17 protein-coding genes are annotated in these 20,418 nt (G+C 66.3%); 4 read left to right on the forward strand and 13 right to left on the reverse strand.

From position 1 onward, the window contains the following. The first annotated feature begins 105 nt into the window (after positions 1–105). Positions 106–945, forward strand: coding sequence for a hypothetical protein (locus ABIC53_RS14860; protein WP_354452065.1), 840 nt, complete (start codon positions 106–108; stop codon positions 943–945). A 32-nt stretch (positions 946–977) separates the two neighbouring features. On the opposite strand, the gene ABIC53_RS14865 is transcribed toward ABIC53_RS14860, so the two are convergent. Then, on the reverse strand, positions 978–1,109 hold the full coding sequence (locus tag ABIC53_RS14865) for a hypothetical protein (protein ID WP_354452067.1): 132 nt from the start codon (positions 1,107–1,109) through the stop codon (positions 978–980). 204 nt (positions 1,110–1,313) lie between these two features. On the opposite strand from ABIC53_RS14865, the gene ABIC53_RS14870 reads away from it, so the two are divergent. After that, a complete protein-coding gene (locus tag ABIC53_RS14870; protein WP_354452069.1) occupies positions 1,314–1,496 on the forward strand; it encodes a hypothetical protein in 183 nt (60 codons plus the stop codon). 717 nt (positions 1,497–2,213) lie between these two features. On the opposite strand, the gene ABIC53_RS14875 is transcribed toward ABIC53_RS14870, so the two are convergent. Continuing rightward, positions 2,214–3,335, reverse strand: a complete 1,122-nt coding sequence (locus tag ABIC53_RS14875; protein WP_354452071.1) for an acyltransferase family protein — start codon at positions 3,333–3,335, stop codon at positions 2,214–2,216. 538 nt (positions 3,336–3,873) lie between these two features. Between ABIC53_RS14875 and ABIC53_RS14880 the strand changes: the two genes are divergently transcribed. Next, entirely contained in the window at positions 3,874–5,136 is a 1,263-nt protein-coding gene (locus ABIC53_RS14880; protein ID WP_354452073.1) for an O-antigen ligase family protein, read from the forward strand. Between the two features lie 327 nt (positions 5,137–5,463). Here ABIC53_RS14880 and ABIC53_RS14885 read toward each other — a convergent pair whose 3' ends face one another. The 11 genes from ABIC53_RS14885 to ABIC53_RS14935 form a co-directional block, all read right to left on the reverse strand. Further along, positions 5,464–6,342 (reverse strand): glycosyltransferase family 2 protein, encoded by an 879-nt coding sequence (locus tag ABIC53_RS14885; protein ID WP_354452075.1) that lies wholly within the window; start codon positions 6,340–6,342, stop codon positions 5,464–5,466. Next, entirely contained in the window at positions 6,342–7,271 is a 930-nt protein-coding gene (locus ABIC53_RS14890; RefSeq protein WP_354452077.1) for a glycosyltransferase family 2 protein, read from the reverse strand. Before ABIC53_RS14890 ends, ABIC53_RS14885 begins: the two co-directional genes overlap by 1 nt. Further along, complete coding sequence (locus ABIC53_RS14895; protein WP_354452079.1) at positions 7,268–8,335, reverse strand: polysaccharide pyruvyl transferase family protein; 1,068 nt, start codon at positions 8,333–8,335, stop codon at positions 7,268–7,270. Before ABIC53_RS14895 ends, ABIC53_RS14890 begins: the two co-directional genes overlap by 4 nt. A gap of 38 nt (positions 8,336–8,373) precedes the next feature. Then, the gene (locus ABIC53_RS14900; protein WP_354452081.1) at positions 8,374–9,843 is read right to left on the reverse strand and encodes a lipopolysaccharide biosynthesis protein; all 1,470 of its coding nucleotides are present in this window, start codon (positions 9,841–9,843) and stop codon (positions 8,374–8,376) included. Between the two features lie 57 nt (positions 9,844–9,900). Beyond that, positions 9,901–10,710, reverse strand: coding sequence for a WecB/TagA/CpsF family glycosyltransferase (locus ABIC53_RS14905; protein WP_354452083.1), 810 nt, complete (start codon positions 10,708–10,710; stop codon positions 9,901–9,903). After that, the gene (locus tag ABIC53_RS14910; protein WP_354452085.1) at positions 10,707–11,990 is read right to left on the reverse strand and encodes a glycosyltransferase; all 1,284 of its coding nucleotides are present in this window, start codon (positions 11,988–11,990) and stop codon (positions 10,707–10,709) included. Before ABIC53_RS14910 ends, ABIC53_RS14905 begins: the two co-directional genes overlap by 4 nt. A gap of 92 nt (positions 11,991–12,082) precedes the next feature. Further along, on the reverse strand, positions 12,083–13,645 hold the full coding sequence (locus ABIC53_RS14915; RefSeq protein WP_354452087.1) for a sugar transferase: 1,563 nt from the start codon (positions 13,643–13,645) through the stop codon (positions 12,083–12,085). Positions 13,646–13,967: 322 nt separating this feature from the next. After that, a complete protein-coding gene (locus ABIC53_RS14920; protein WP_354452227.1) occupies positions 13,968–15,932 on the reverse strand; it encodes a glycoside hydrolase family 127 protein in 1,965 nt (654 codons plus the stop codon). A 2-nt stretch (positions 15,933–15,934) separates the two neighbouring features. Further along, the gene (locus ABIC53_RS14925; RefSeq protein ID WP_274179402.1) at positions 15,935–16,858 is read right to left on the reverse strand and encodes a carbohydrate ABC transporter permease; all 924 of its coding nucleotides are present in this window, start codon (positions 16,856–16,858) and stop codon (positions 15,935–15,937) included. Between the two features lies 1 nt (position 16,859). Beyond that, positions 16,860–17,765 (reverse strand): carbohydrate ABC transporter permease, encoded by a 906-nt coding sequence (locus ABIC53_RS14930; protein WP_282501508.1) that lies wholly within the window; start codon positions 17,763–17,765, stop codon positions 16,860–16,862. 57 nt (positions 17,766–17,822) lie between these two features. Next, the gene (locus ABIC53_RS14935) at positions 17,823–19,124 is read right to left on the reverse strand and encodes an extracellular solute-binding protein (RefSeq protein WP_274179400.1); all 1,302 of its coding nucleotides are present in this window, start codon (positions 19,122–19,124) and stop codon (positions 17,823–17,825) included. A gap of 158 nt (positions 19,125–19,282) precedes the next feature. On the opposite strand from ABIC53_RS14935, the gene ABIC53_RS14940 reads away from it, so the two are divergent. Next, entirely contained in the window at positions 19,283–20,305 is a 1,023-nt protein-coding gene (locus ABIC53_RS14940; protein WP_269268067.1) for a LacI family DNA-binding transcriptional regulator, read from the forward strand. Positions 20,306–20,418: the final 113 nt, after the last annotated feature.

Genomic DNA, 20,418 nt, shown 5'->3' on the forward strand with positions numbered 1-20,418 from the left:
GCGCCGGGCATGTGACTTTGCCCGTCAGGTTGCGCCGATGTCACTCGCGTGGACGCGCGAAAGGCACGCAGGTGACCGTGATCGCTAGAGTGGCGCCGCGGAGACATGCGGTCGCTTCGGCAGACGCGGCAGCGGCCGCTCGAGCCGGGCGGTGACCGATTGGACGTGATGCGACGGAGTGCGGCGCGAAGGCCGCGCCGCCTGTTCGTCGCGACCGTCGGGTGCGTCGCCCTCGTGCTCGCGGTGAGTGCATGTTCGCAGGGACGCGTCGACCCGCAGGAGTACGACCCGTACACGGTGGCGCAGCGTGCGGATGCCGCGGCGGCGGCCGAAGCAGCGCTTTCGCGCGCGGCGGGCGGGGTCGTGCTGACCACGGAGACCACGGATGTCTGCTCGCCGGGGCAGAGGAACTGGTGGGTCCAGGATCTCAGCGCGTGGACCTGCTCGCGTTCCTCTCGATGGCTCGTTGCGGCTGCGAGCGGCGACCCGGGGGAGGTGATCGCCGGATACCGGGCTCATCTGACCGACGCCGGATGCACGGTCGACGAATCGTCATACGGGATGGTGGAACGCTACTGGGCTGACTGGGGAGTCGCGGGGATGGATGAGAACGGTGACCCCTACACCGTCGACGACCTTCCCTCGGCGTCTGCGATGTGCGACAACCAGTCGGTGGGCATCGCTTTTCGGACGCCCGCTGCGGTGCGGGCCCCTGCCCCCGCGCTGTCATCCTCACTCGTGGTCGAATACGACGCGTTCGAGCTCGACGCGGTGACCGGCGCCGGAATACCTTTCGTGGTCGTGCTCCGCACAAGCCGGGGCTACCACTCCGTCGACTGGACGGGCGAGATCAGCGGGAAGGAAGGGGATGACGCGGAGTCGGACTTCCCGCCCGGCTGGTGCGCCTGTTACAGCGGAAGCGACTGCGACTGCCCAGGCGGATAGGGGCGTCACGGGTGACGGCCAAGCGCGGTCGGTCAGCGCTTACGGCGGCTGCGTTTGCGGCCGTACGCGGCCGCCGTCGCGATCGCGGCGACGGCGAGCAACGCGGTGATGAAGAAGACGGTGGTGTCGACGGTGGCTCCCCACGGTCGTCGGGTCCGTGCCACGCTACGCGGACGACGGATGCCGCGGCCGGCCCGGTGGCGTCGAAGCTCAGTGCGAGCGCAACGAGGCCGGTAGTGGATACGGGTGGTGCCCCTGGGTTTGCTCAGGATCACTGCGCACACGGCTCGAGAGGCGTATCGTCGCGTCTCGTCGGGAGGTGGGTGCCGACGCGCGTTGATCAGGGGTGGTCAACGGACGGGGAGAAGATGCGCAAATACCGGGTGACTCACATCTACGACGCAGCCGACGGCTGGCGCCAGGTGCGGCCCTTCGTGCTGACCGCAGAGATCCGCGACGAGCTCGTGCGAGGTGGATGCAGCATGGTGCGAGTCCGGTCAGGGCTCGCGCATCGCAAGCTCTCACTGATCCGCGTGCGCGACCTGCGGTGAGGTGGGCGCGCCGAGATCGGTGCAGGCTAGGGTCTGGTCCCGTGAGCGAGACCGGGGAGACGGGGCGTGAGAGCGCAGAGCGACGCCTTGCCGTCATCTACGGCGAGCTGAGCACACTCGCGTAACCCGGCCTGAGCGTGGAGCGATGCGCCCCTCGCCCGCCGCGAGGAGCTGGAGCGTGAGGCTGCGGACCTTCGCCGGTGATGGGGTCTGGGCGATCGCCGAGGTGTCGGCGGCGATGCGCCGGGTCCGGTTGTGAAGCTGCTGCGACGCCGGGGGCGTTTTCGGCCGGACCGTGGTTCGCCGTGGCTTTGATACTCGCCGCGCTTTGGCTAGCGCTCGTGCTCAGGTGGCTGTTGAGCGCGATCCGCGATCCGGGCGTCACGACTGTGCCGATCGCGGCGAAGGCCTACCGCTCGCTGCCGTGTGGGGTGCCATCGTGGTGAGCGCGATAGTGCACCGGCGCAATCGCAGGCGTAGGTCGGACGAGACGGCGTCGTCTGGTCAGACGCTCGGCTCGTGAGCGCGGCGGCTTGACTATCGCGATCTTTAGGCAATGAAAGCGCAACGGCACCCGAGCAATGAGCATGAGCATTGCATTTCCGCTCGTCCTCGATATGGCGAAGAGTCTGGCCGGTTGGATGCAGGGCTGATCATGCAGCGACTCCGGGTGAGGGTGGGCAACCCGGACCTCCCTGGCGTAATGGCTAAGTTCCGTCAGCGGACCGGGTCGGGGGTGCTCTTCCGAGCGGTAATGCGCGTTTCGAGCCTCCGGCGCAGCTTCGCGAGGGGGCGCTCGACGCCGAGATACATGAGCTGGGCGATACCGATCGTGATGATGAGGGATGTGAGGTCGACAGCCGGCGCAACCGGGACGAACAGGGCGACTAGCGCAATCACAACACGGTGAAGCAGATAGATCGAGAACGACAATAGGCCTAGGTGGGTGACCCACCGATTGTTGAGGATCCGACCGAACACGCCTTCGGGGTGAATGACGACGAACCAGAAGATCGGCACTAGGCACAGGTAGATGACGGAATCGGAAATGGTGAGGCCGAATGTACGCGGCGCGAGTGCGGCCGCACAACCGATCATCGTCGCAAGCGGGGCGGCGACGTACCGAATGGAACGGTCGCTGGCGCCGAAGGGAATGCCATCGCCGAGGGCGGGGTTCGCGAGAAGGGCCATTGCTGCCCCCGCCAGGATTCCGTCGAACCGGGTGTCGGTCGATGTATAGAGGCGATAGAAGCCCGCCCCGTTCAAGGCGAGGTAGATCCGCCACATCGGTGCAAGGACGCAGGCGGCCACGAGGATCCATCCAATCTGCCGGTAGCTGAGTTTTCGCCACAGAAGGATGATCATCAGCGCTGGGAACAGAAGGTAGAAGTGCTCCTCGACGGCAAGCGACCACAGCATGCTCGACTCGGGCGGCAGCCCGGTGTGGGCGGACCCGGTCGTTGCGTACGACCACACCATGAAGTAGTTGGTGTAGTTGAAGACCTCGGCCGTGATACCCCACCCGTTCATCGTGGACGGGAGGATGCCCAGCGCCCCGACGGTGACGGTGATCGCGATCGCAATGAGTGCTGGCGGCTGGATGCGCAGCAGGCGGCGAACATAGAACTTCCCGAGCGCGAGCCGTCCGTTCTTGTCGTACTCACGTCGAAGCAACGTGGTGATGAGGTAACCGCTGAGGAAGAAGAAGATCGTCACGCCGACATCGCCGGGCCAGGCGCTCGGTGCGGTCAGCCCGTGGCTGACGAACACGATCAGCACTGCCACTGCACGGATGCCATCGAGCGATGGGATCGAGAATGTGCCGTGCACGCTCTTCACGGGGCCAGCCGGCATCTTGTCTCCCTACGTTCGGCCATCACAGCATAGGGATCGGGTGTTGCCGCCGGGTAACGTCGTGCCGTGTCGGCAGGACGAGAGGCCGCTGCTCTCCTCGATTTCTGCCAACAGGTCGTTGAGCAAGCCAGGATCGCGATGTTGCCACGCGGGTCAGTCGGCTACGTTCGCACTGGAGCGCCCTTTGAGTTCTCGGGTGAGGGTGCGCGTGGTGGACCCCGAACGCGCCCCACTTGATGATGAAGTCCAGCAGTAGGGTCGGGATAGGGCCGTCGGGGTAGCACAGGCATGGAAAAGCCCGCTCGCTGCCGATCCATACGGAGTTGGGCTGCGACTCGTCGATGTACAGCCGCAGCCTCGCACGTTGGATGATGTTCGCCCTATCGACCTCAAACACGTTGGCCGCGGCGTCAGCCTCCACACACGGTGGCCCGTCGAAGTGACATCCCTAGGCTGACTGAGCTACGTTCCTCATGGACCGGTTGTGGACGCGCTTGGTCGTGTCGTCCGGCTAGGAGAGCGAGTGAGTGCTACCAGAACTGCGACAAGACGCGCGGGAGCGGTCCGTGACTTCGTAGAAGCTCGGGATGATGTTCCGTTCATCGCGTTGTCGGTCTTCATGTCGATGAACCCAGCGCTCGTCCCGCAGCTCGCGCTCAACGCCGCTGTGGGACTGTGGCTCGTCGTGCGTATGGTGCGCGCGGGCACCGCACGTCGCTACGACTTCCACGTGTTCTTCCCCTGGCTTGTGGTTCTCCTCATTCTTGCGTCGACCCTCTGGGCGTCGAACTTTGCCGAGTCGGCCCAGGGTGCGTTGTCCTTCTTGATCTACACCGTCTTGGCCGTGCACATCGTCAGTTCGATGTCCGTCGAGCGAGCGATTCGCGGACTGTCTGCGGGGTTCAAGGTGATCCTGGCCGCGAGCATCGCCACGATCGCTGTCTCGCCATCGACAGCGTTCGTCACCGCGATCTACCAGTCGGGGTCATTTCAGGGCCTCGCAAGCCACCGCAACTACATGGGATACCTAGCCACCCTCGCCTCGCTGTTCTTTATCTACGAGTGGCTGAGCCGGACGAGGAAGCGTCTGCTCGATGTCTTGTGGATCGTGGTCGCGATTGGGGTTGTTGTGATGACTCGCTCGGTGACCTCACTCGCTCTGACCGTCCTCGCATGCGTGACGCTGCTCTGCGCTCTCGCCCTACTGCGGAGCACTTCGCGACTGCGCGGCTTCACCGCGTTCTCGCTGATCACGACCGCCGGCGCAGCAGCAGTCATTGCTTTTGTGAACTTCGGGGACGTTGCCGACGGACTCGGTCGTGATGCTACCCTCACCGGCCGAACTGGGATTTGGGAAGCGGTACTTGCCTACGTCGCGCGCGAACCGTTCTTCGGGTACGGCTGGGACTCCGTGTGGGCTGTCGGGGATGCCGTCGGCGATGGTGTGCGTGGTCGCATCGGCTTTTCTATCTCCCACGCGCATAGCGGGTTCCTCAATGATGCATTACAGATTGGCTGGATCGGTGCCGGCCTGGTGCTCCTCAGCGTCGTCGTGGGGGTGACGACGCTGAGCCGCGAGTCCTTGCGAACGCGGTCCCAAACCTTACTGCTTGGTCTTGTCATAGTCATGACGATCGTCTCGTTCAACATGGTCGAGACCCGTCTGACACTGAACACCGGATGGATGCTGTTTGTGCTGTTCTACGCCTACGCCAGTCGGTCGCTGCGCGCCGCGATTGCAACGCGCAGAGGTGGTCGTTTTGCGGACGTACCGCTGAACACATGATTTTGACCCACGCCCGTGCGAGCGCATATGGCAAGGTGACCAATGCGCGAGAGCGTAGCGCGCCGGCGGTCAGGGATGATCGGGCTCAACGTCCGCCAGGTGCAGCGGATAGCCCGCGATGGCGCCCCACCGCGTACGCCGTTACCACATCCGGGGTCATCGCAACGCGTTCGACCCGGATGCGGCGACAGCGCAGGGGCGCTCTTCGTCGTCGTTTCGGCGCCAGAGTGGAGGAGTCGGACCGTCTGAAGTCATCGCTCAGGCGAAACTCTCCAAGTTGCCCGTCGCCGTAGGGGTCCCCCGATTTCGACCAGCTCGATCACTCGGTCACGCGTCCCCTTGGTGCCACATCTTCCATTCTCTCCGCTCCCGAATGAAATCACCCACGCTGTAGTTCGCGAGCGCACCGAGGAGGTGTCGGATCCGGGCACTGAAAGTGGTTGCGGAAGCTCGTCGTATCCGATGAATGGTGAGCCGCAGTTTCCGTAGGTCATGTCGGGAAAGATGCTTGCGGTGTTTGGCGATGTAGAGCTCAGTCCCGCGCGCTCGGCGCTCGTTCTTTGTCGTCAATTGACCTAGGCCGTGCTTGCGCTGACGCACGAGAAGCTCGGGAACAACCGCGTAAGTGTAACCTGCAAGCAGAAACCGAAAGAAGAAGTCGGTGTCGTTCTTCACTGGCAGGTTCGAGTCGAATCCCCCAATGGACTCGAACGCTCTTTTGCTGACGAGCATGTTGCTACCGGTCGTCCCTAGGCTCGCGGCCGCTACGTCTGCGGCCCTCAGCCCCGGCCTGATTTTCGGGCCAATATGGGATTCATTCGCCGAGAAGATCTCCCTGTTGACGACCACCATATCCGCGGGCTGCTTGACCAACGCAGCCAGGGCCGCGCGTATGAGGTCCGGCTGCCAGAGGTCGTCGTCGTCCAGAAAACCGATGAGATCGCAAGTAACAGCTGTGGCACCCCGGTTTCGCGAGGCCGATGCGCCCGAGCCGGCGCTCGGGTCGTGGATGAACTGCACGTTCTGATGATGCGCAGAGGACGCCATCGCTCTGGTGATCTCCGCTGCCTTGGCGTCATCGATGTCCGACACGACGATTACCTGGTCCGGCGGCGTCGTCTGGCGGAGGACGGAGGCGAGGGACTCTCGCAGGAAATCGTGCCTATTGTGCGTGGGGATTACGCAGGCGAATGTCGGGTTGTGCATCAGGCTCCGCTCGTGGTTCGACGGTATTCGACGACGTCGAATCTGACTACGTTGCCCACCATACCGATGCCGTGCGCCAGCATGTTCCAACTGCGCGCCATCGGCTGGCGGTGGAGTATGAAGTCCAGGGCAACGTATGGTGCGCCGATGCCGATCCGTGCAACGCCTCCGAGGAGGGCCGCGACCCGGCCCCGATATCGCGCATTGATGTTGCCGATACGGATGGCCCTCCGGAACAGCCACCTTGCGTTGGCGCGCTGGGGGAGCACGTGTTCCTCAACGACCGCCTCGGCGCACCAGAGCACCGTGAGAGCGGCGCGCGCTCGGATCGCTCGAAAGAACTCCGTGTCGCTACCTCCCTTCATCGAGAGCGCTTCGCTGAACCTGATACCCGACTGTCGCCAGGCCGCGAGCCGAAGGAGAGTGTTGTTCGTGGCGACGGAGTCTGGAACCGCTCCAGTCTCGCGGTTGTGTCGACGCCAAAAGCCTCCGCGAACGATCCACGTCGGTACGCGATCATCGATCAACGGTTCGACAGGGCCGGTCACCACGTCCGCGTTCGTCTCCTCCGCGTAGGCGACCAAAGCGCTGAACCAGCCGGAGGCGGGGATCTCGTCATCATCAATGAAGACAATGGCTTGATCTTCGGCTTCGAGAGCGTCGAGGCCACGATTGCGCGCCGCCGCGATTCCCGGCTTCGGCTCAGGCAGGTACTCGACACTGGAAAACTCCGAGACTACGTCCTTCGCAGACTGTCCCGGGTCGTTATCCACCACCACAATTCGCACCCGACGACCCGAATCGCCGATCTGCTCGACACATCGGGCCAGCAGCGACCGCAGAAGATCAGGCCGACGGAACGTCGCGATCGAGATGACCGTGCTTTCGATGGCGCCCCCGGCGGGGGGGTATACCCGACGACCGGTCACGAGGCTCGACCGCCCGATATGACCGTATTCATTGACCGTGACAGTTCTTCAAGCTTGGCTCGGGCAGCGTCCACGCGAGCCAAGACCTCTTGCTGCGTAGAGGCGAGGCGGGTGATCCTGCGGATTTCCTCGTCGCCGCCGCCCGCTGAGGCCTGATAGTGGCCCAGTCCGACGGTGGCCATGGTGCGCGGAATTTTGGTCGAGTGCGTGGCCGGAAGGTATATGGGCACGGCGCCCTCGGTCGCGGCGAAGATTAGGACGTGTAGCCGATCACTGATGACGAGCCGGGCTCTGCGATACACGCTACGCAGATCCTCCTCGGCCGCGAGGTGATCTCCACCCATCCAAGGGTGAAGAGCCGCGCCAAACTCCACGGCCAGTTGCTCGCCGCGCGCGACGTCGCGCTCCACTTGAGAGATGACGACTATTCGAAGCCCCATGGCATCCCGGATGGCGCCGATGGCACTCATCCACTCGGCGGAAGGTGCTTCGCTGTCTCCCCTCATCGAGATCACCACAAGCGGGCGCGCATCAGAAGAGAGGTCGGTGGTCGCGGAGCCCAGGGCAAATGCCCAGTCCGGCCGTACGACGCCGGCTCGTGCGAAGTCGCGACTGTCCTGGTCTCGCCATGTTGCGATCTGACATGCGCGTGCTAATGACGTCAGCACGGGTGAATGGGAGCCGGAAGGAGTCCGCACACCGAGACCGGTTGAGATCGCGGCTCCACCTCGAGCGCGGATGAGAGCGATCAGGGCCCTGTCAAATCGATTAATGCGCAATCGCCGTCGATTCAGCTGAATCTCCCCCGCGTTCGAGACAAACGCCGCCTTCCCCTGTAGCGCGAGCCGGAATGCCATCAGCTGCCACTGGCGCCGACTCTTGTAAGTCACGTCGTCGCCTCGCAAGCCCAACGCGCTGACGTATGCGTGCGACGCCGCGCCGACGAGCACATGACGGCGTGACGACGGGGCGAGCCCTTCCAGCATCGCTCGCCGGAGAGCTGGATCTCCTACGTTGTCGTCCTGGCCGTGGGCCGCGACGAAGACTTCAGGTGTTCTCGGCATAGGTTCCATCTCTTTCAGGATCGGGCAAGTCCGCCCGATCAGCCGCTCCGCCGACCGCCCACGGCGCGTCTAGCGAAGTCGACGAGTTGCGCGATGTCGTCGCGCACGCGGCGGAACAGAGCGAAGGCAACACCGACCCAGATCAGCGCGGCTGCGCCGCCACACAGCACTGTGACGATCACGCCGCCCCCGAGGCTCTCCACCAACGTTCGAATACCGAAGGCCGCGGCACCCATCGGGATCGCCACGAACACGAGAGCGCGTAGTGCGTCGAGATAGAGCACGCCGAGATCAAGTTTCGTAACTCGTCGAACCCAAGCCAACGATGCAAGCCAGAACAAGGCGTACCCGATCGACACCGCGATCGCGACGCCCATCGGCCCGAAGGGCACACCGCATGCGATGATCCCGACGAGCAAAGGCTGCGCGACGAGGTAGAAGCGAAGCTGAGCCCCGGCGAGGCCCTGCGACATATAGACCCAGTAGACGACCTGCACCAGTGAACGAAAAATACCGCTCAGGGCGAGGACACTCAGCAGCGGGCCCGCAGACTCCCATCTCGGTCCGAGGACGGCAACCACCAACGGGGTACCGAGAGCGAATAGGACGGCGAAAATAGAAGACGTCACGTAGAGAGCGACCAGTTGGGCGCGCCGCAAATATGCGATGAAGCGCGGGCCCTCGTCCGCGATGCGCGAGAGGACGGGCACCGCGACGCGCGACATCGGGGTGTTTATCTGTGTGAGCGGCAGGACGACGAGGTTGTAGGCGCGGTCGTAGTATCCGAGCGCCGTTGATCCCCACACTCTGCCGATCAGCAGGCTGTCGACGTTGCGGGTGAGGTACGAGATGATTTGTGTCCCAGCAAAGCTGGCGCCGAAAGAGATCAGGCCGTCCATCGACACTCGACGCGGCAACCCGGGACGCCATCGCGTGAGTGCGACCGCGAGGATCAGGGTCACGACCGCAACAATGAGCTGCTGGGCCACGAGGGCCCAGAAGTTGTTGAAGACGGCGGCGATCGCTATCGCGCCACCAATCCCGAACGCATAGGGCAGAAGGTCCGAGACAGCGAGCGCGACGAATCGCAGATCTCGGTTGATTCGCACCTTGAACTGAGTCGAGAGGCCGCCGAGAAGGAAGGTGAACGAGAGCGCTTGGGTGATGACGACGACCTCATCCTGCCCGTAGAACGCCGCCAACGGGAACGATGCAGCGAAGAAGACGGCTCCCAGTGCGAGGCCGACCGACGCATTGATCCAGAAAAGATTAGATTGCTGCGCCTGACTCAGCGACTTGGCTTGGAGCGCGGCCATCGAGAGGCCGAAGTCTCGGAAGATCTCGCCGACCCCGACGACTGCTACAACCATTGCGACGAGGCCATAGTCGGTCGGGGCGATGAGTCTCGCGAGGATCACGGTCGAGCCCAGCATGAGGACGACCTTGACCGACTGGGAGACGATCGTGATCCCGCCGCCGCGCGCGGCCGCGGACGCCAAGGAACTCAACCGCCGGCCCCGCTCCGGAAGGAGACCCGGCGGCTCACGATCCTCGGAAGAAGCACACTATGCATCAGTAGCGCGTTTCCAATCCGCGGGCGCCGGCGCCCCGCTGCCTGGAGGTCGATGCTGCATAAGCCTTCTCACCAGCAGCACCGGCTCCAGCAGGTACCGGCCCGCAAGACGGCGTGGCGAATGCGCGAGGCGGAAAAGCCACTCCAGGCCAAGATGACCCATCCAGCGTGGCGCCAGCTTCTGCGTTCCCGCGAAGTAGTCGAAGCAGCCGCCGACGTTTGCAACAACGGTGCGGTCGTTCATCCGGTCGAGGTGGTCGAGTATCCAGGCCTCTTGCCTTGGCATGCCGAGACCCACCAAGATGAGGTCCGCAGCGCCGAGCGCGGCTATGAGATCCTGCTCATCGCCTCGTTCGGCGCCTCTCTCCAGGAACTCGTAGCCGTCGAACGCACGCCACCGGAGCGATGACGAACGACCCGTGACGTAGCTCTTCATCTTCTCAGCCGTTTCCGGGGTGCCGCCGACGGCGACGACACGTATCGCGGGATCGCGAGCGATCAGCTCGATCAGCCAGTCGCTGCTTCCGATACGCTCGCGCGTGGTCGGCCGTGCGTCGGAGGTCGTCGACATCCGCGCCAATTGCAGGATCGGCCAGCCATCGATCAAAACGACATCGCTCGATCTCGTCAGGGTCCTGACCGGCCCGTCCTCAAGCGTGAGGTACAGCGCGTGGAGGTTGAGGTTCCCGAGCATGTGCGGTGACCCTGTGGTGGGCTTCGCGTCGAGGACCCAATCGCAGGTCTCCGCGACATTCAGCGGATTGACCCGCCCGAGCCCGGCGGGTAGATCAATGGCCCTCATCGTTCCTGCCTCCGGCGCGTGACCTCGACGAGAAGCGGGCGCACCCGTGCCAGCCAGCTATGTTCCGCCCGTACACGGGTCTGATCGTTGACGGCTGTCGACAACAGCAAGGGGAGGCGGTCCGCGGCGGCCGCGAGCGCCACATCGAGGGCGTCCTCCGTGCTGTCGAAGACCTCGACGGCATAGCCGTCGGCGCGCAGGCGCTCCGTTGCGTCGTGGCTTGAGGCGATCACCGGGCGCCCCGCGGCGAGGTACTCCCAGAGTTTCAGGGGGGAGAAATAGACGCCTGCGGAGCTGCCGTGCCCGGCGTAACAGATGTCGACAGTCTGCAGAAACTCCGGCACGTCGTCGGGGTGCACGCGGCCGAGAAAGGCGACTCTCTCGTTGAGCTTCAGGGCGTCCGAGAGGCGTCGGAGTGAGGCGTATTCTGGTCCCTCGCCAGCGACGCGCAGCCGCCAGGGGATATCACTTCGGTGGATCGCGTGAAGAAGCTCGTCGACCCGTTGCCACGAGTACAGCGTCCCGAGAAATCCGATCGTGGGAACAGGCTGAGGCTCGCTCGTGGAGTCATAGTGCTTTGACGTGTCGACGCCGTTCTCGACGACGATCATGCGGTCCAGAGGAATGCCGTGCTCCCGGTTGATGGCGACCTTCAGCTGCTCGGTGACGGCAACGATTAGATCCGCCCGGCGCAAGGTACGCCGCTCGAATATCGTCGCCAACCGTCGACTCGATGTAGCGCGTCGCTCGGAAGTCGACTCGATCGCGAGGAGGGCGTTCACCTCGAGCACCCACGTGGCGCCTTTGAGCTGCGCCGTTCGGCCGAGCTCCTGCATTAGTGCGTAGCGTTCGTATGCCAGTGCGGGGGCCTCTCCGCGCTGGCGCAATTCGGCGCGGAGCTTTGCGCGCGACCGCACTCGATACAGCACACGCCCTATGTCGGCAGCGATCCGCCGTGGGAGAGAGGCTGACATGCGGGCCTCGCTGCCCGCCGCGTGGAACGATTGGGGGACGTGATCGCCGACGATGAACTCGGCCACGCTCGCACCCGACTCGCGGAAAGCGCCGATGACCCCAATGATGTGAGACCGCGGGCCGAGGCTCTCTGTTGTCGGCTTAGTCGAGAGTCGAGGTGCGCCGGACAAGTAGAGAATTGGGGAGACCGAGGATTCAGTGGCGGCCATGACTTCCGTCAAGATGTCCCTTTCCGGTGAATATGCGTCGAGCGGTAAGGCAAACGGAACCGGACCCGTGCGGCGCAGCCGCAGGCGCAGGGCCACGCGGATCGAGTACGAGCGGCGCCCCGCCAGCTGCCAACAGCAGAGCGGAAGTTGTTTGAGGCGGTCTTAGGATCATCGTTTTTTCAAGTCGATCAATGAGCGGTCTCACCGGGCGATAGCGCGGCGCGGGCGGTGCGGGCGACGATGACGAGGTCGCTCACGAGCGACCAGTTCTCAACGTACGACAGGTCAAGACGAACCGACTCCTCCCACGACAGGCTGGAACGCCCGCTGACCTGCCAGAGGCCCGTGATGCCGGGCTTGACGAGGAAGCGCCGGTGCACGTGGTCGGCGTATTTGGCGACCTCGGAGGGCAGCGGCGGGCGGGGGCCGACGAGCGACATCGATCCGCCGATGACGTTGAAGAGCTGGGGCAGCTCGTCGAGGCTGAACTTGCGCATCACACGGCCGACGGGTGTCACGCGCGGGTCGTTCTTCATCTTGAAGAGAACCTCATTGCCCGAGTCGCGTTGCTGTTTGGCAAGCGCCTCGAGCATGTCTTCCGCGTTGACGATCATCGTGCGGAACTTCAGCATCGTGAATTCACGCCCACGCAGGCCCACACGCGTCTGGCGGAAGAAGACCGGCCCCTGGCTCGACAGGCGAACACTGAGCGCGAGGAACAGCAGGACGGGGCTGAGCAGCACGACGCCGATCACGCTGGCGATGATGTCGACGGTGCGCTTGAGGAAGAGCTGACCGCGGCTGAACTTCGGCGTCTCGACGTGCATGAGAGGCACGCCGGCAACGGGGCGCGTCTGCACGCGCGGGCCGGCGATGTCGACGATGCTCGGCGCCAGCACGAGGTGCTGGCGGCCGGCCTCGAGTCCCCACGAGATCTGCTTCACCTTGTCGGGTGGCAGCTCGTCGGTGCTGGTGACGGCGACGGTGTCGGCGCCCGTTGCTGCCATGGCCTGGGCGACCGCATCCACGCTCCCCATGATCGGGATCTTGGTTCCCTTGACGGTGCCGGCGACGCGACCCGACGGAACGCACGCTCCGACGACGCGGTAACCCGAGCCCGGCATCCGCTTCAGCTCGCGCGCGAGATGGGTGACGGATGCCTCGGACCCCACCAACAGCACGCGTGCCGAGTACTCGCCGACGGAGCGCTTCGCGACGAGCCACTGTCGCCAGAGCCAGCGCGAGAACAGCAGCATCCCGACGCCGACGGGCAGGCTGATGAGCAGGAAACCTCGGGCGAGATCGACCCGCGCAAGGAAGGCGAGGATCGCGATGACGCCGAACAGTGACAGGCTCGATCGTGCGATGCGCGCGTACTCCTCGGCCCCGGCGCCGATGATGCGGTGGTCGCGGGTGTCGGCGAGGCTGAGCGTCCACATCCAGACGGCGACGAGGCCCCCGGAGAAGAGCCAGTAAGAGATGTCGGTGATGCGCGAGTCTTCGCGGATCGCGACCTGCGCGTTGCCGAAGCCGAACCAGGCGATCTGCGTGCCGTAGACGACCCAGATCAGCACCAGCAGATCGGTCAGGCGCAGCAGCGAGGCATAGCGGCGGCGCCAGTCGCGAGGGCCGCGGTATGCCGTTGCGGATGATGGCGTGGAAGAGGCCGTGGCCGCGGCGGACGAAAGCGCGGAAGCGTCACGCGTTCCCGTAGCCTCAGGAGCCGTGGCAGAGGAGAAGTCATATGGCATGACATCCTCCTCGCGCTGTGTGATGTGGTGCTGAGGGGGAGATCGTACGCCTGCGATGTGTCGGGCGTGTGAACCGGGATCGCCAAAAACAGCGGCCTTCCCCCGTGCCGATGGTACCGGTGCCACGCCTCGGAGCGATGTCGGCCATCCGGTGGACAAGCCCCGAAAATACCCGGTCAGGACCGACGTTCCTCGCGGGCCGCGACGAGGCCGACTCGTAATTCGTACTAGTGGTCACGCATGGGGGACATTCCCTTGACACTGGGTGCCCCGGCGTGCGTCCGGCTCGTGCGGCGCAGGGACCGCACGAGCCGAACGAATCTCACTCGACGGGCAGCCAGACCCGCATCGTCGACGGGCCGCGGTTGGCCCAGTCGTGATAGGCCACGAGGGGGACCAGCTCGGCCTCTTCGGCGGCTGCGGTGGCGCTCGCCGACGGATTGCCATATGGCCATCCGTCGCTTTCGTCGGGTCGGAGGCCGACCTGCAGCCACACGCGACCGTCGCGCTCGACCGGTTCGGCGTCGCGCGCGATAGCCGCGCGCCCGACGTCGGCACCGCCGGGCAGATCGGTCGACTCGAGCGCGAGCACCTCGGGGCCGCGCTCGACCGCGACGCAACCGCGCACGGCGTCGATACGCGCATCGGGAGCGACAAGCCGCGGCGCCATCGGCAGCTCGAGCTCGACGACCTCGCCGGCGCGGAAGTCGCGGCGCACCTCGACGCGGCCCGGAGCCGTGGCGTCATCGTCGATGACCGCGCACGCGGCATCCCGAACGCGCAGGCGCGCGCCCTCGGCCCACTCGGGCACGCGCAGCGACAGAGTCCACGCGCCGCCGGCATCCTCACCGACCACCACCCGCACGACACCGTCGGCGGGGTAGGCCGTCTGCACGTCGAGCGACACAACCCGGCCGTCGGGGAGGGCCGTGCGGATCTCCGAGGGCGCGTACTGGTGCAGCTGCACGCCCTCGTCGTCGGCGGTCGCCACGTAGGCGTCGAGGCTCGCGAGCGTGCGCGCCACGTTGGGCGGGCAGCATGACACCTCGAACCACGGCGCTCGCAGCGAGGACGACGCGCGCGGCGACGTGCCCTCGGGGTCCGCCTCGACGCCGGGCACGCGCTGGTGCAGCGTGTTGGCGTAGAAGAAGCTGCGACCGTCGGCCGCGGGCGAGGTGGCTACAACGTTGTAAAGCGTGCGTTCGATGAGGTCGGCATACGCGGCATCCCCCTCGGCGAGCAGCAGCCGCCACGAGAACATGATCGACGCGATACCGGCGCACGTCTCGGAGTAGGCGCGGTCCGGCGGCAGCTCCCAGTCGTCGCCGAACGCCTCGTCCTGGTGGTGCGACCCCTGACCGCCGGTGATGTAGGTGCGGCGGCCGCGGGTGCGCTCCCACTGGCGGCGCAGGGCTGCGAGCAGCTCGTCGTCACCCGCGTCGACGGCGACGTCGACCGCCCCGGCGGCGAGATAGTTTGCGCGCACGGCGTGGCCGGCGAGGGCGTCGGCATCGCGCAGGGGCACGTCGTCCTGGAAGTACGTGCGCCCGAACTCGATGTCGTCGAGCGTCTCGTGGCCGCGGCGCTCGACGAACAGCTCCGCCTGGGCGCGATAGCGCTCGTCACCGGTCACGCGGGCGAGCTCGGCCAGCGCGGTCTCGACCTCGGGATGCCCGCAGAAGGCCGGGATGCCGGTCGGCCCGAAGACCTCGCACACGAGGTCGGCGGCACGTCGGGCGACGCCGAGCAGGCCGTCATCCGCTCCGGGGCGCGTGCGCTCGCGGGCGACGGCCGCCTGGAACAGGTGACCGAGGCAGTACAGCTCGTGCCCCCACTCGAGGTCGGACCAGCGCGGCTCCTGGCCGGGACGGCCGAACTTCGTGTTGAGGTAGCCGTCGGGCTCCTGCGCTGCGGCGACCCGGGCGACGACCGAGCGCAGCGTCGCCTCGAGCTCGGCGTCGTCGCTGCGACCGATCTCCCAGGCCACGGCCTCGAGGTACTTGTAGACCTCCGAGTCGGAGAACTCGCGCCCGCGGCGTCCGGCGGGAAGCGTGCCCGCGGCGGCGCGATCGAAGTTGGGCAGCCAGCCCTCGGACTCGAGGCGGCCGAGCACATGGCCGAGGGTGTGCGCCGCGTTGATGCGCTGGCGCTCACCCCAGAAGCCTCCGGTGATCCGCACCTCGTGCAGACCGAGCGGACGCAGCCGCGAACGCGCGGGCACGACGGGAGCGGCAGCGGCGGCGGATGCCGCAGAGCCGAGGGGGCGGGTGGGGAAGGTAGTCGACATGGTCATCCCTTGAATGCGCCCGACATGAAGCCGCGCACGTAGTGACGTTGAAGGATCAGGAACAGAACGATGCAGGGCAGCGCGAGCACGACGACACCGGCTTCGGTGACCCCGTAGTCGATGACGCCCATCGTTTGGCCGCGCAGGTTCGCCACCGCGAGGGGCAGCGTGATGCGCGAGGTGTCGTTGATGAGGATGAGCGGTGCGATGAAGTCGTTCCACGCGGTGAGGAACGCGAACAGACCCACCGTGATGAGGCCCGGCTTGACCGCGGGGAGCAGCACGCGCCACAGGGCGGTGAGGCTCGTGCATCCGTCGACCAGCGCCGCCTCGTCGAGCTCGCGCGGCACCGATTCGAACGAGATGCGCATCATGAACATCGAGAACGGCAGCTGGAACATCGTGAGCACGAGCGCGACCCCGACGAGCGAGTTCTGCAGGCCGACGGCATTGAGGATGACGTACAGCGGGATGAGCAGCGTCGCGTACGGGACCATGAGGATCGCCAGCACGAGCAGGAACAGCGCGTTCTTGCCGGGGAAGTTGAACCGCGCGAACGCGTACCCGCCGAGGAACGAGGTCAGCAGCGTCAGCGCCACCGTCAGCAGCGACACGAAGAGCGAGTTGCCGAGGTAGACCCAGATGCCCGACTGGAAGTTGGCGAGGGTGACGTAGTTGCCGAACCCCCACCCGTCCGACTGGCTCGTGCCGGCCTGCGGGCTCACCGAGGCGACACCGGTCCAGACGAGCGGGTACAGGAAGATGATCGCCAGCGCCCCCGTGAACACGGTCGAGGGGATGCCCCACAGCAGGCGACCGGTCGGCCGGCGCCGCGTGCGCGGCCGGGACTTCGGGATGACGATCGTGCGCGTGGTGTCGGGGGCGGCGGGCGGGACGGAGCCCGCCGGGGCGTCGGTCAGAGCCATGTCAGGCCTCCTCGGGGCGACGGAACGCGCGCAGCTGCACGACGTTGATGACGACCAGGGCGAGCAGGATGATGACCGACAGCGCCGCGGCGACGCCGAGGTTGTTCTGCCCCTGGAACGCGATGTTGTAGATGAGCTGCACGACGGTCATCGTGCTGTTGTCGGGTCCGCCCTTGGTCAGGATGTAGAACTGGTCGAACGCCAGCAGCGACCCGGTCACGCACATGACGGTCGTCAGTGCGAAGGTCGGACGCAGGAGCGGCACCGTGATGTCGCGGAAGATCTGCCAGCGCGAGGCGCCGTCGATGCGTGCGGCCTCGTAGACGTCTTCGGGGATGCCCTGCAGGCCCACGAGCAGCAGCAGCATGTAGAAGCCCGCGTATCGCCAGACGATGAGGAACACCGTCGACCACAGGGCGCCTTCGGGCGTTCCCAGGAAGGTGATGCCCCACGATTCCATCAACCCCGCGAACGGGCCGGCGATGGGGGAGTAGAGCACGTAGAAGAGGAGGGATGCCGACGCCAGGCCCAGAGCGCTCGGCAGCAGGAACGCCGTGCGGAGGAAGCCCTTCCAGGCGGTCGACTCCTGCACGAGCAGGGCGAGTCCGAGACCCAGGCCGATCAGCAGCACGGTCGTGATCGCGGTGTAGACCAGGGTGAATCGCACCGAGTCCCAGAACAGCCGGTGGTCGAGCGCCTCGGCGAAGTTCGTCGGGAAGTTCGGCCCCATGTTGCCGCGCAGCAGCGGCCAGTCCGAGCCCGACATCTGCAGCACCAGCACGAGCGGGATGAGGAACAGGGCGATGACGAAGAGGGCGGTCGGGGCGGCGTACAGCCAGCCCTGGACCGGTCCGCCGAGGGCGGTGCGCCGATATCGGGTGCGGCGCGGTGATGTGGTGAGTGCCACGTCATTCCTTTCGGAGGGTGGGGGCGCCGCCGCGCGGCGGCGACGCCCCCGGGTGTGTCACTGACCGAGGATCGCGGTGATCTCGTCGTTGTCGGCGTCGACCGTCGAGGTGCCTTCGAGCACGGCGTTGCGCACGAGGGTCAGCCAGGGGCTGCCCGGGGCGTTGAACGCCTGCTGGAAGTTCAGCGCGACGGGCGTCTGACCTTCGGCGGCGACCTGGTTGATCGTCACCTGGCGCGGGTCGGCCGAGGCGTAGGTGTTCTCAGCGAGGTCGCCGCGCGAGACGGCGTTGCCGTCCTTGGCGAGCACCTCGACCTGAGCGTCCTCCGACATCATCCACGAGAGGAAGTTCCACGCCTGCGCGGACTGCTTCGAGTCCTTCGAGATGCCGATGCCGTCGCCACCGACGAACGTCGAGGCGCCGCCGTCGACACCGGGGATGCCGGCGACCCCGGCCTCGAAGTCGAGGCCGGACAGCAGGGTGGCCGGGAACGGCATGACGCCGACCTTGCCTTCCTGGAAGCCCGCGACCCAGGTTGCACCGGTCTCGTCGGCCGAGCCGGGAGCGACAGCGCCGGCAGCCTCGAGGTCCTTCCAGGTGTTGTAGACCTCCTGCGCGGCGTCGCCGGCGAGAAGCGACTCGGTGCCGTCGTCGCTGAGAACCTGCTCACCGGATGCCCAGACCGAGGGGAACCACGTGAAGACGAGGCAGCCACCGCAGTTCAGGCCGGTCGAGGTGCCCGAGACGCCCGGCTTGCCGAGGTCCTGAACCGCCTTGGCCGCGTCGGCGAACTCCGACAGCGTCGCGGGAGCCTTCTCGGGGTCGAGGCCGGCTTCGGCGAAGAGCTCCTTGTTCCACATCAGCATCGACAGGTCGAGGACGAAGGGCAGTACGTGCTCCTTGCCGTCGACCGTGCCGGCCGACAGGTGGCCCTGGTTAATGTCGTCCTTGTAGTCGAGGCCGTCGACCTGCGCCGTGATGTCCTGGAACAGGCCCTGCTCGACCCAGTTCGGCACGTAGACGATGTCGGCGGCGAACAGGTCGGGGAGTCCTCCCGAACCGGCGGCGGCGCCGACCTTGGCGACGTAGTCGTCGTTGGGGACGACGGTCAGCTCGACCTGGTTCTCGTGGCTGGCGTTGTACGCCTCGACGAGCAGCTTCGCCTGACGCTCGAGCGGTGCGCGCGTCCACAGCGTCAGCGTCGTGCCGTCGTCGGTTCCTGCGGCGGGAATGTCGGCCGGGGCAGCGGTGTCGCCACCGCCGCTGGTCGAACACGCGGCGAGGCCGCCGACGAGGACGCCGGCGACGAGCGCGGCGGTCGCGGCCCGGAATGCCGGGCGGCGCCGGAATGGGGTCATTGCAGTCTCCTCTTGCTCTTCATTGAGCGGCTGCGCCGTTCGGGCGGGCACCGCGTGAGTCCGGGAATCCGAAAAAACCGAAATCCCTTTCGGGAAGGTAACCTAGGTTAGGACGGGCGTCAAGACGGCCGGATGTAACGATGAGGAAACGGATCAACATGGCACCGACCGATGGGCAACGCGCCACGACTCTCAGCGATGTGGCACGTCGCGCCGGTGTCTCGATCGCGACAGCATCCAAGGCTCTGAACGGTCGCGGCGACGTCGCCCCGGCCACCCGCAAGCGCGTGCTCGCCGCCGCCGACGAGCTGACCTTCACCCCGAACGCGGCGGCGCGCAGCCTCCTGGCGGGGCGCACCGGAACCGTGGGACTGCTCACGAGCGACCTCGAAGGCCGCTTCATGATTCCGATCCTCTCCGGCGCCGAAGACGCCTTCGGGGCCGGGCAGGTCAACGTCTTTTTGTGCGATGCGCGCGGTGACGCCATCCGTGAGCAGCACCATCTGCGGGCGCTCCTCAGCCGCCGCGTCGACGGGATCATCGTCGTGGGGCGGCAGACCGACCCGCGCCCCTCGCTCGGGCAGGAGATCCCGGTGCCCGTCGTCTACGCCTACTCGCCCTCGGACGACTCCCGCGATCTCTCGCTCACGCCCGACAACTATTCCGGCGGGCGCCTGGCGATCGAACACCTGCTCTCGTGCGGCCGCACCCGGATCGCCCACATCACCGGCGATCCGACCTACGCCGCCGCGCAGGACCGCCTCGCCGGTGCGCGCGCCGCGCTCGGCGCCGCCGGCCTCGACTTCGTCGCCGAGCCGATGTTCGCCGCGTGGACCGAGCATTGGGGTCGCGACGCCGCCGCGATGCTGCTCGAGCGGCATCCCGACGTCGACGCGGTCTTCTGCGGCTCGGACCAGATCGCGCGCGGGGTGCTCGACACGGCGCGCGACCTCGGGCGCGACGTGCCGGGAGACCTCGCGGTCATCGGCTACGACAACTGGGAGCTGCTCGCGGGCAATGCGCGACCGCCGCTGACCACCATCGACGCGAACCTGCAGCAGCTCGGCCGGCAGGCGGCGCAGCGCATCTTCGACGCGATCGACGGTGCCGACATCGGATCGGGCACCCACCAGCTTCCTGTCAAGCTCGTCATCCGCGGCTCGACGATCGCCCACCGCTGACGCTACCGGGGTCACAGTTTTTCGGGCCGTTTCGAAATTCCCGAAAAGCGTTGCGGAACCCGGCATCCTCTCTGTAGCGTCCGAGCACGCACGCGTCGCTCATGGACGAACGG

The sequence above is a fragment of the Microbacterium sp. 1262 genome, assembly GCF_040544895.1.
Lineage (GTDB): Bacteria > Actinomycetota > Actinomycetes > Actinomycetales > Microbacteriaceae > Microbacterium > Microbacterium plantarum.

Excerpts from the sequence above, each read along its gene's own strand:
- ABIC53_RS14860 (WP_354452065.1), top strand. The coding sequence starts at position 106 with ATGCGGTCGCTTCGGCAGACGCGGCAGCGGCCGCTCGAGCCGGGCGGT.
- ABIC53_RS14870 (WP_354452069.1), top strand. The coding sequence starts at position 1,314 with ATGCGCAAATACCGGGTGACTCACATCTACGACGCAGCCGACGGCTGG.
- ABIC53_RS14885 (WP_354452075.1), bottom strand. The coding sequence starts at position 6,342 with ATGCACAACCCGACATTCGCCTGCGTAATCCCCACGCACAATAGGCAC.
- ABIC53_RS14895 (WP_354452079.1), bottom strand. The coding sequence starts at position 8,335 with ATGCCGAGAACACCTGAAGTCTTCGTCGCGGCCCACGGCCAGGACGAC.
- ABIC53_RS14905 (WP_354452083.1), bottom strand. The coding sequence starts at position 10,710 with ATGAGGGCCATTGATCTACCCGCCGGGCTCGGGCGGGTCAATCCGCTG.
- ABIC53_RS14915 (WP_354452087.1), bottom strand. The coding sequence starts at position 13,645 with ATGCCATATGACTTCTCCTCTGCCACGGCTCCTGAGGCTACGGGAACG.
- ABIC53_RS14920 (WP_354452227.1), bottom strand. The coding sequence starts at position 15,932 with ATGTCGACTACCTTCCCCACCCGCCCCCTCGGCTCTGCGGCATCCGCC.
- ABIC53_RS14925 (WP_274179402.1), bottom strand. The coding sequence starts at position 16,858 with ATGGCTCTGACCGACGCCCCGGCGGGCTCCGTCCCGCCCGCCGCCCCC.
- ABIC53_RS14935 (WP_274179400.1), bottom strand. The coding sequence starts at position 19,124 with ATGACCCCATTCCGGCGCCGCCCGGCATTCCGGGCCGCGACCGCCGCG.
- ABIC53_RS14940 (WP_269268067.1), top strand. The coding sequence starts at position 19,283 with ATGGCACCGACCGATGGGCAACGCGCCACGACTCTCAGCGATGTGGCA.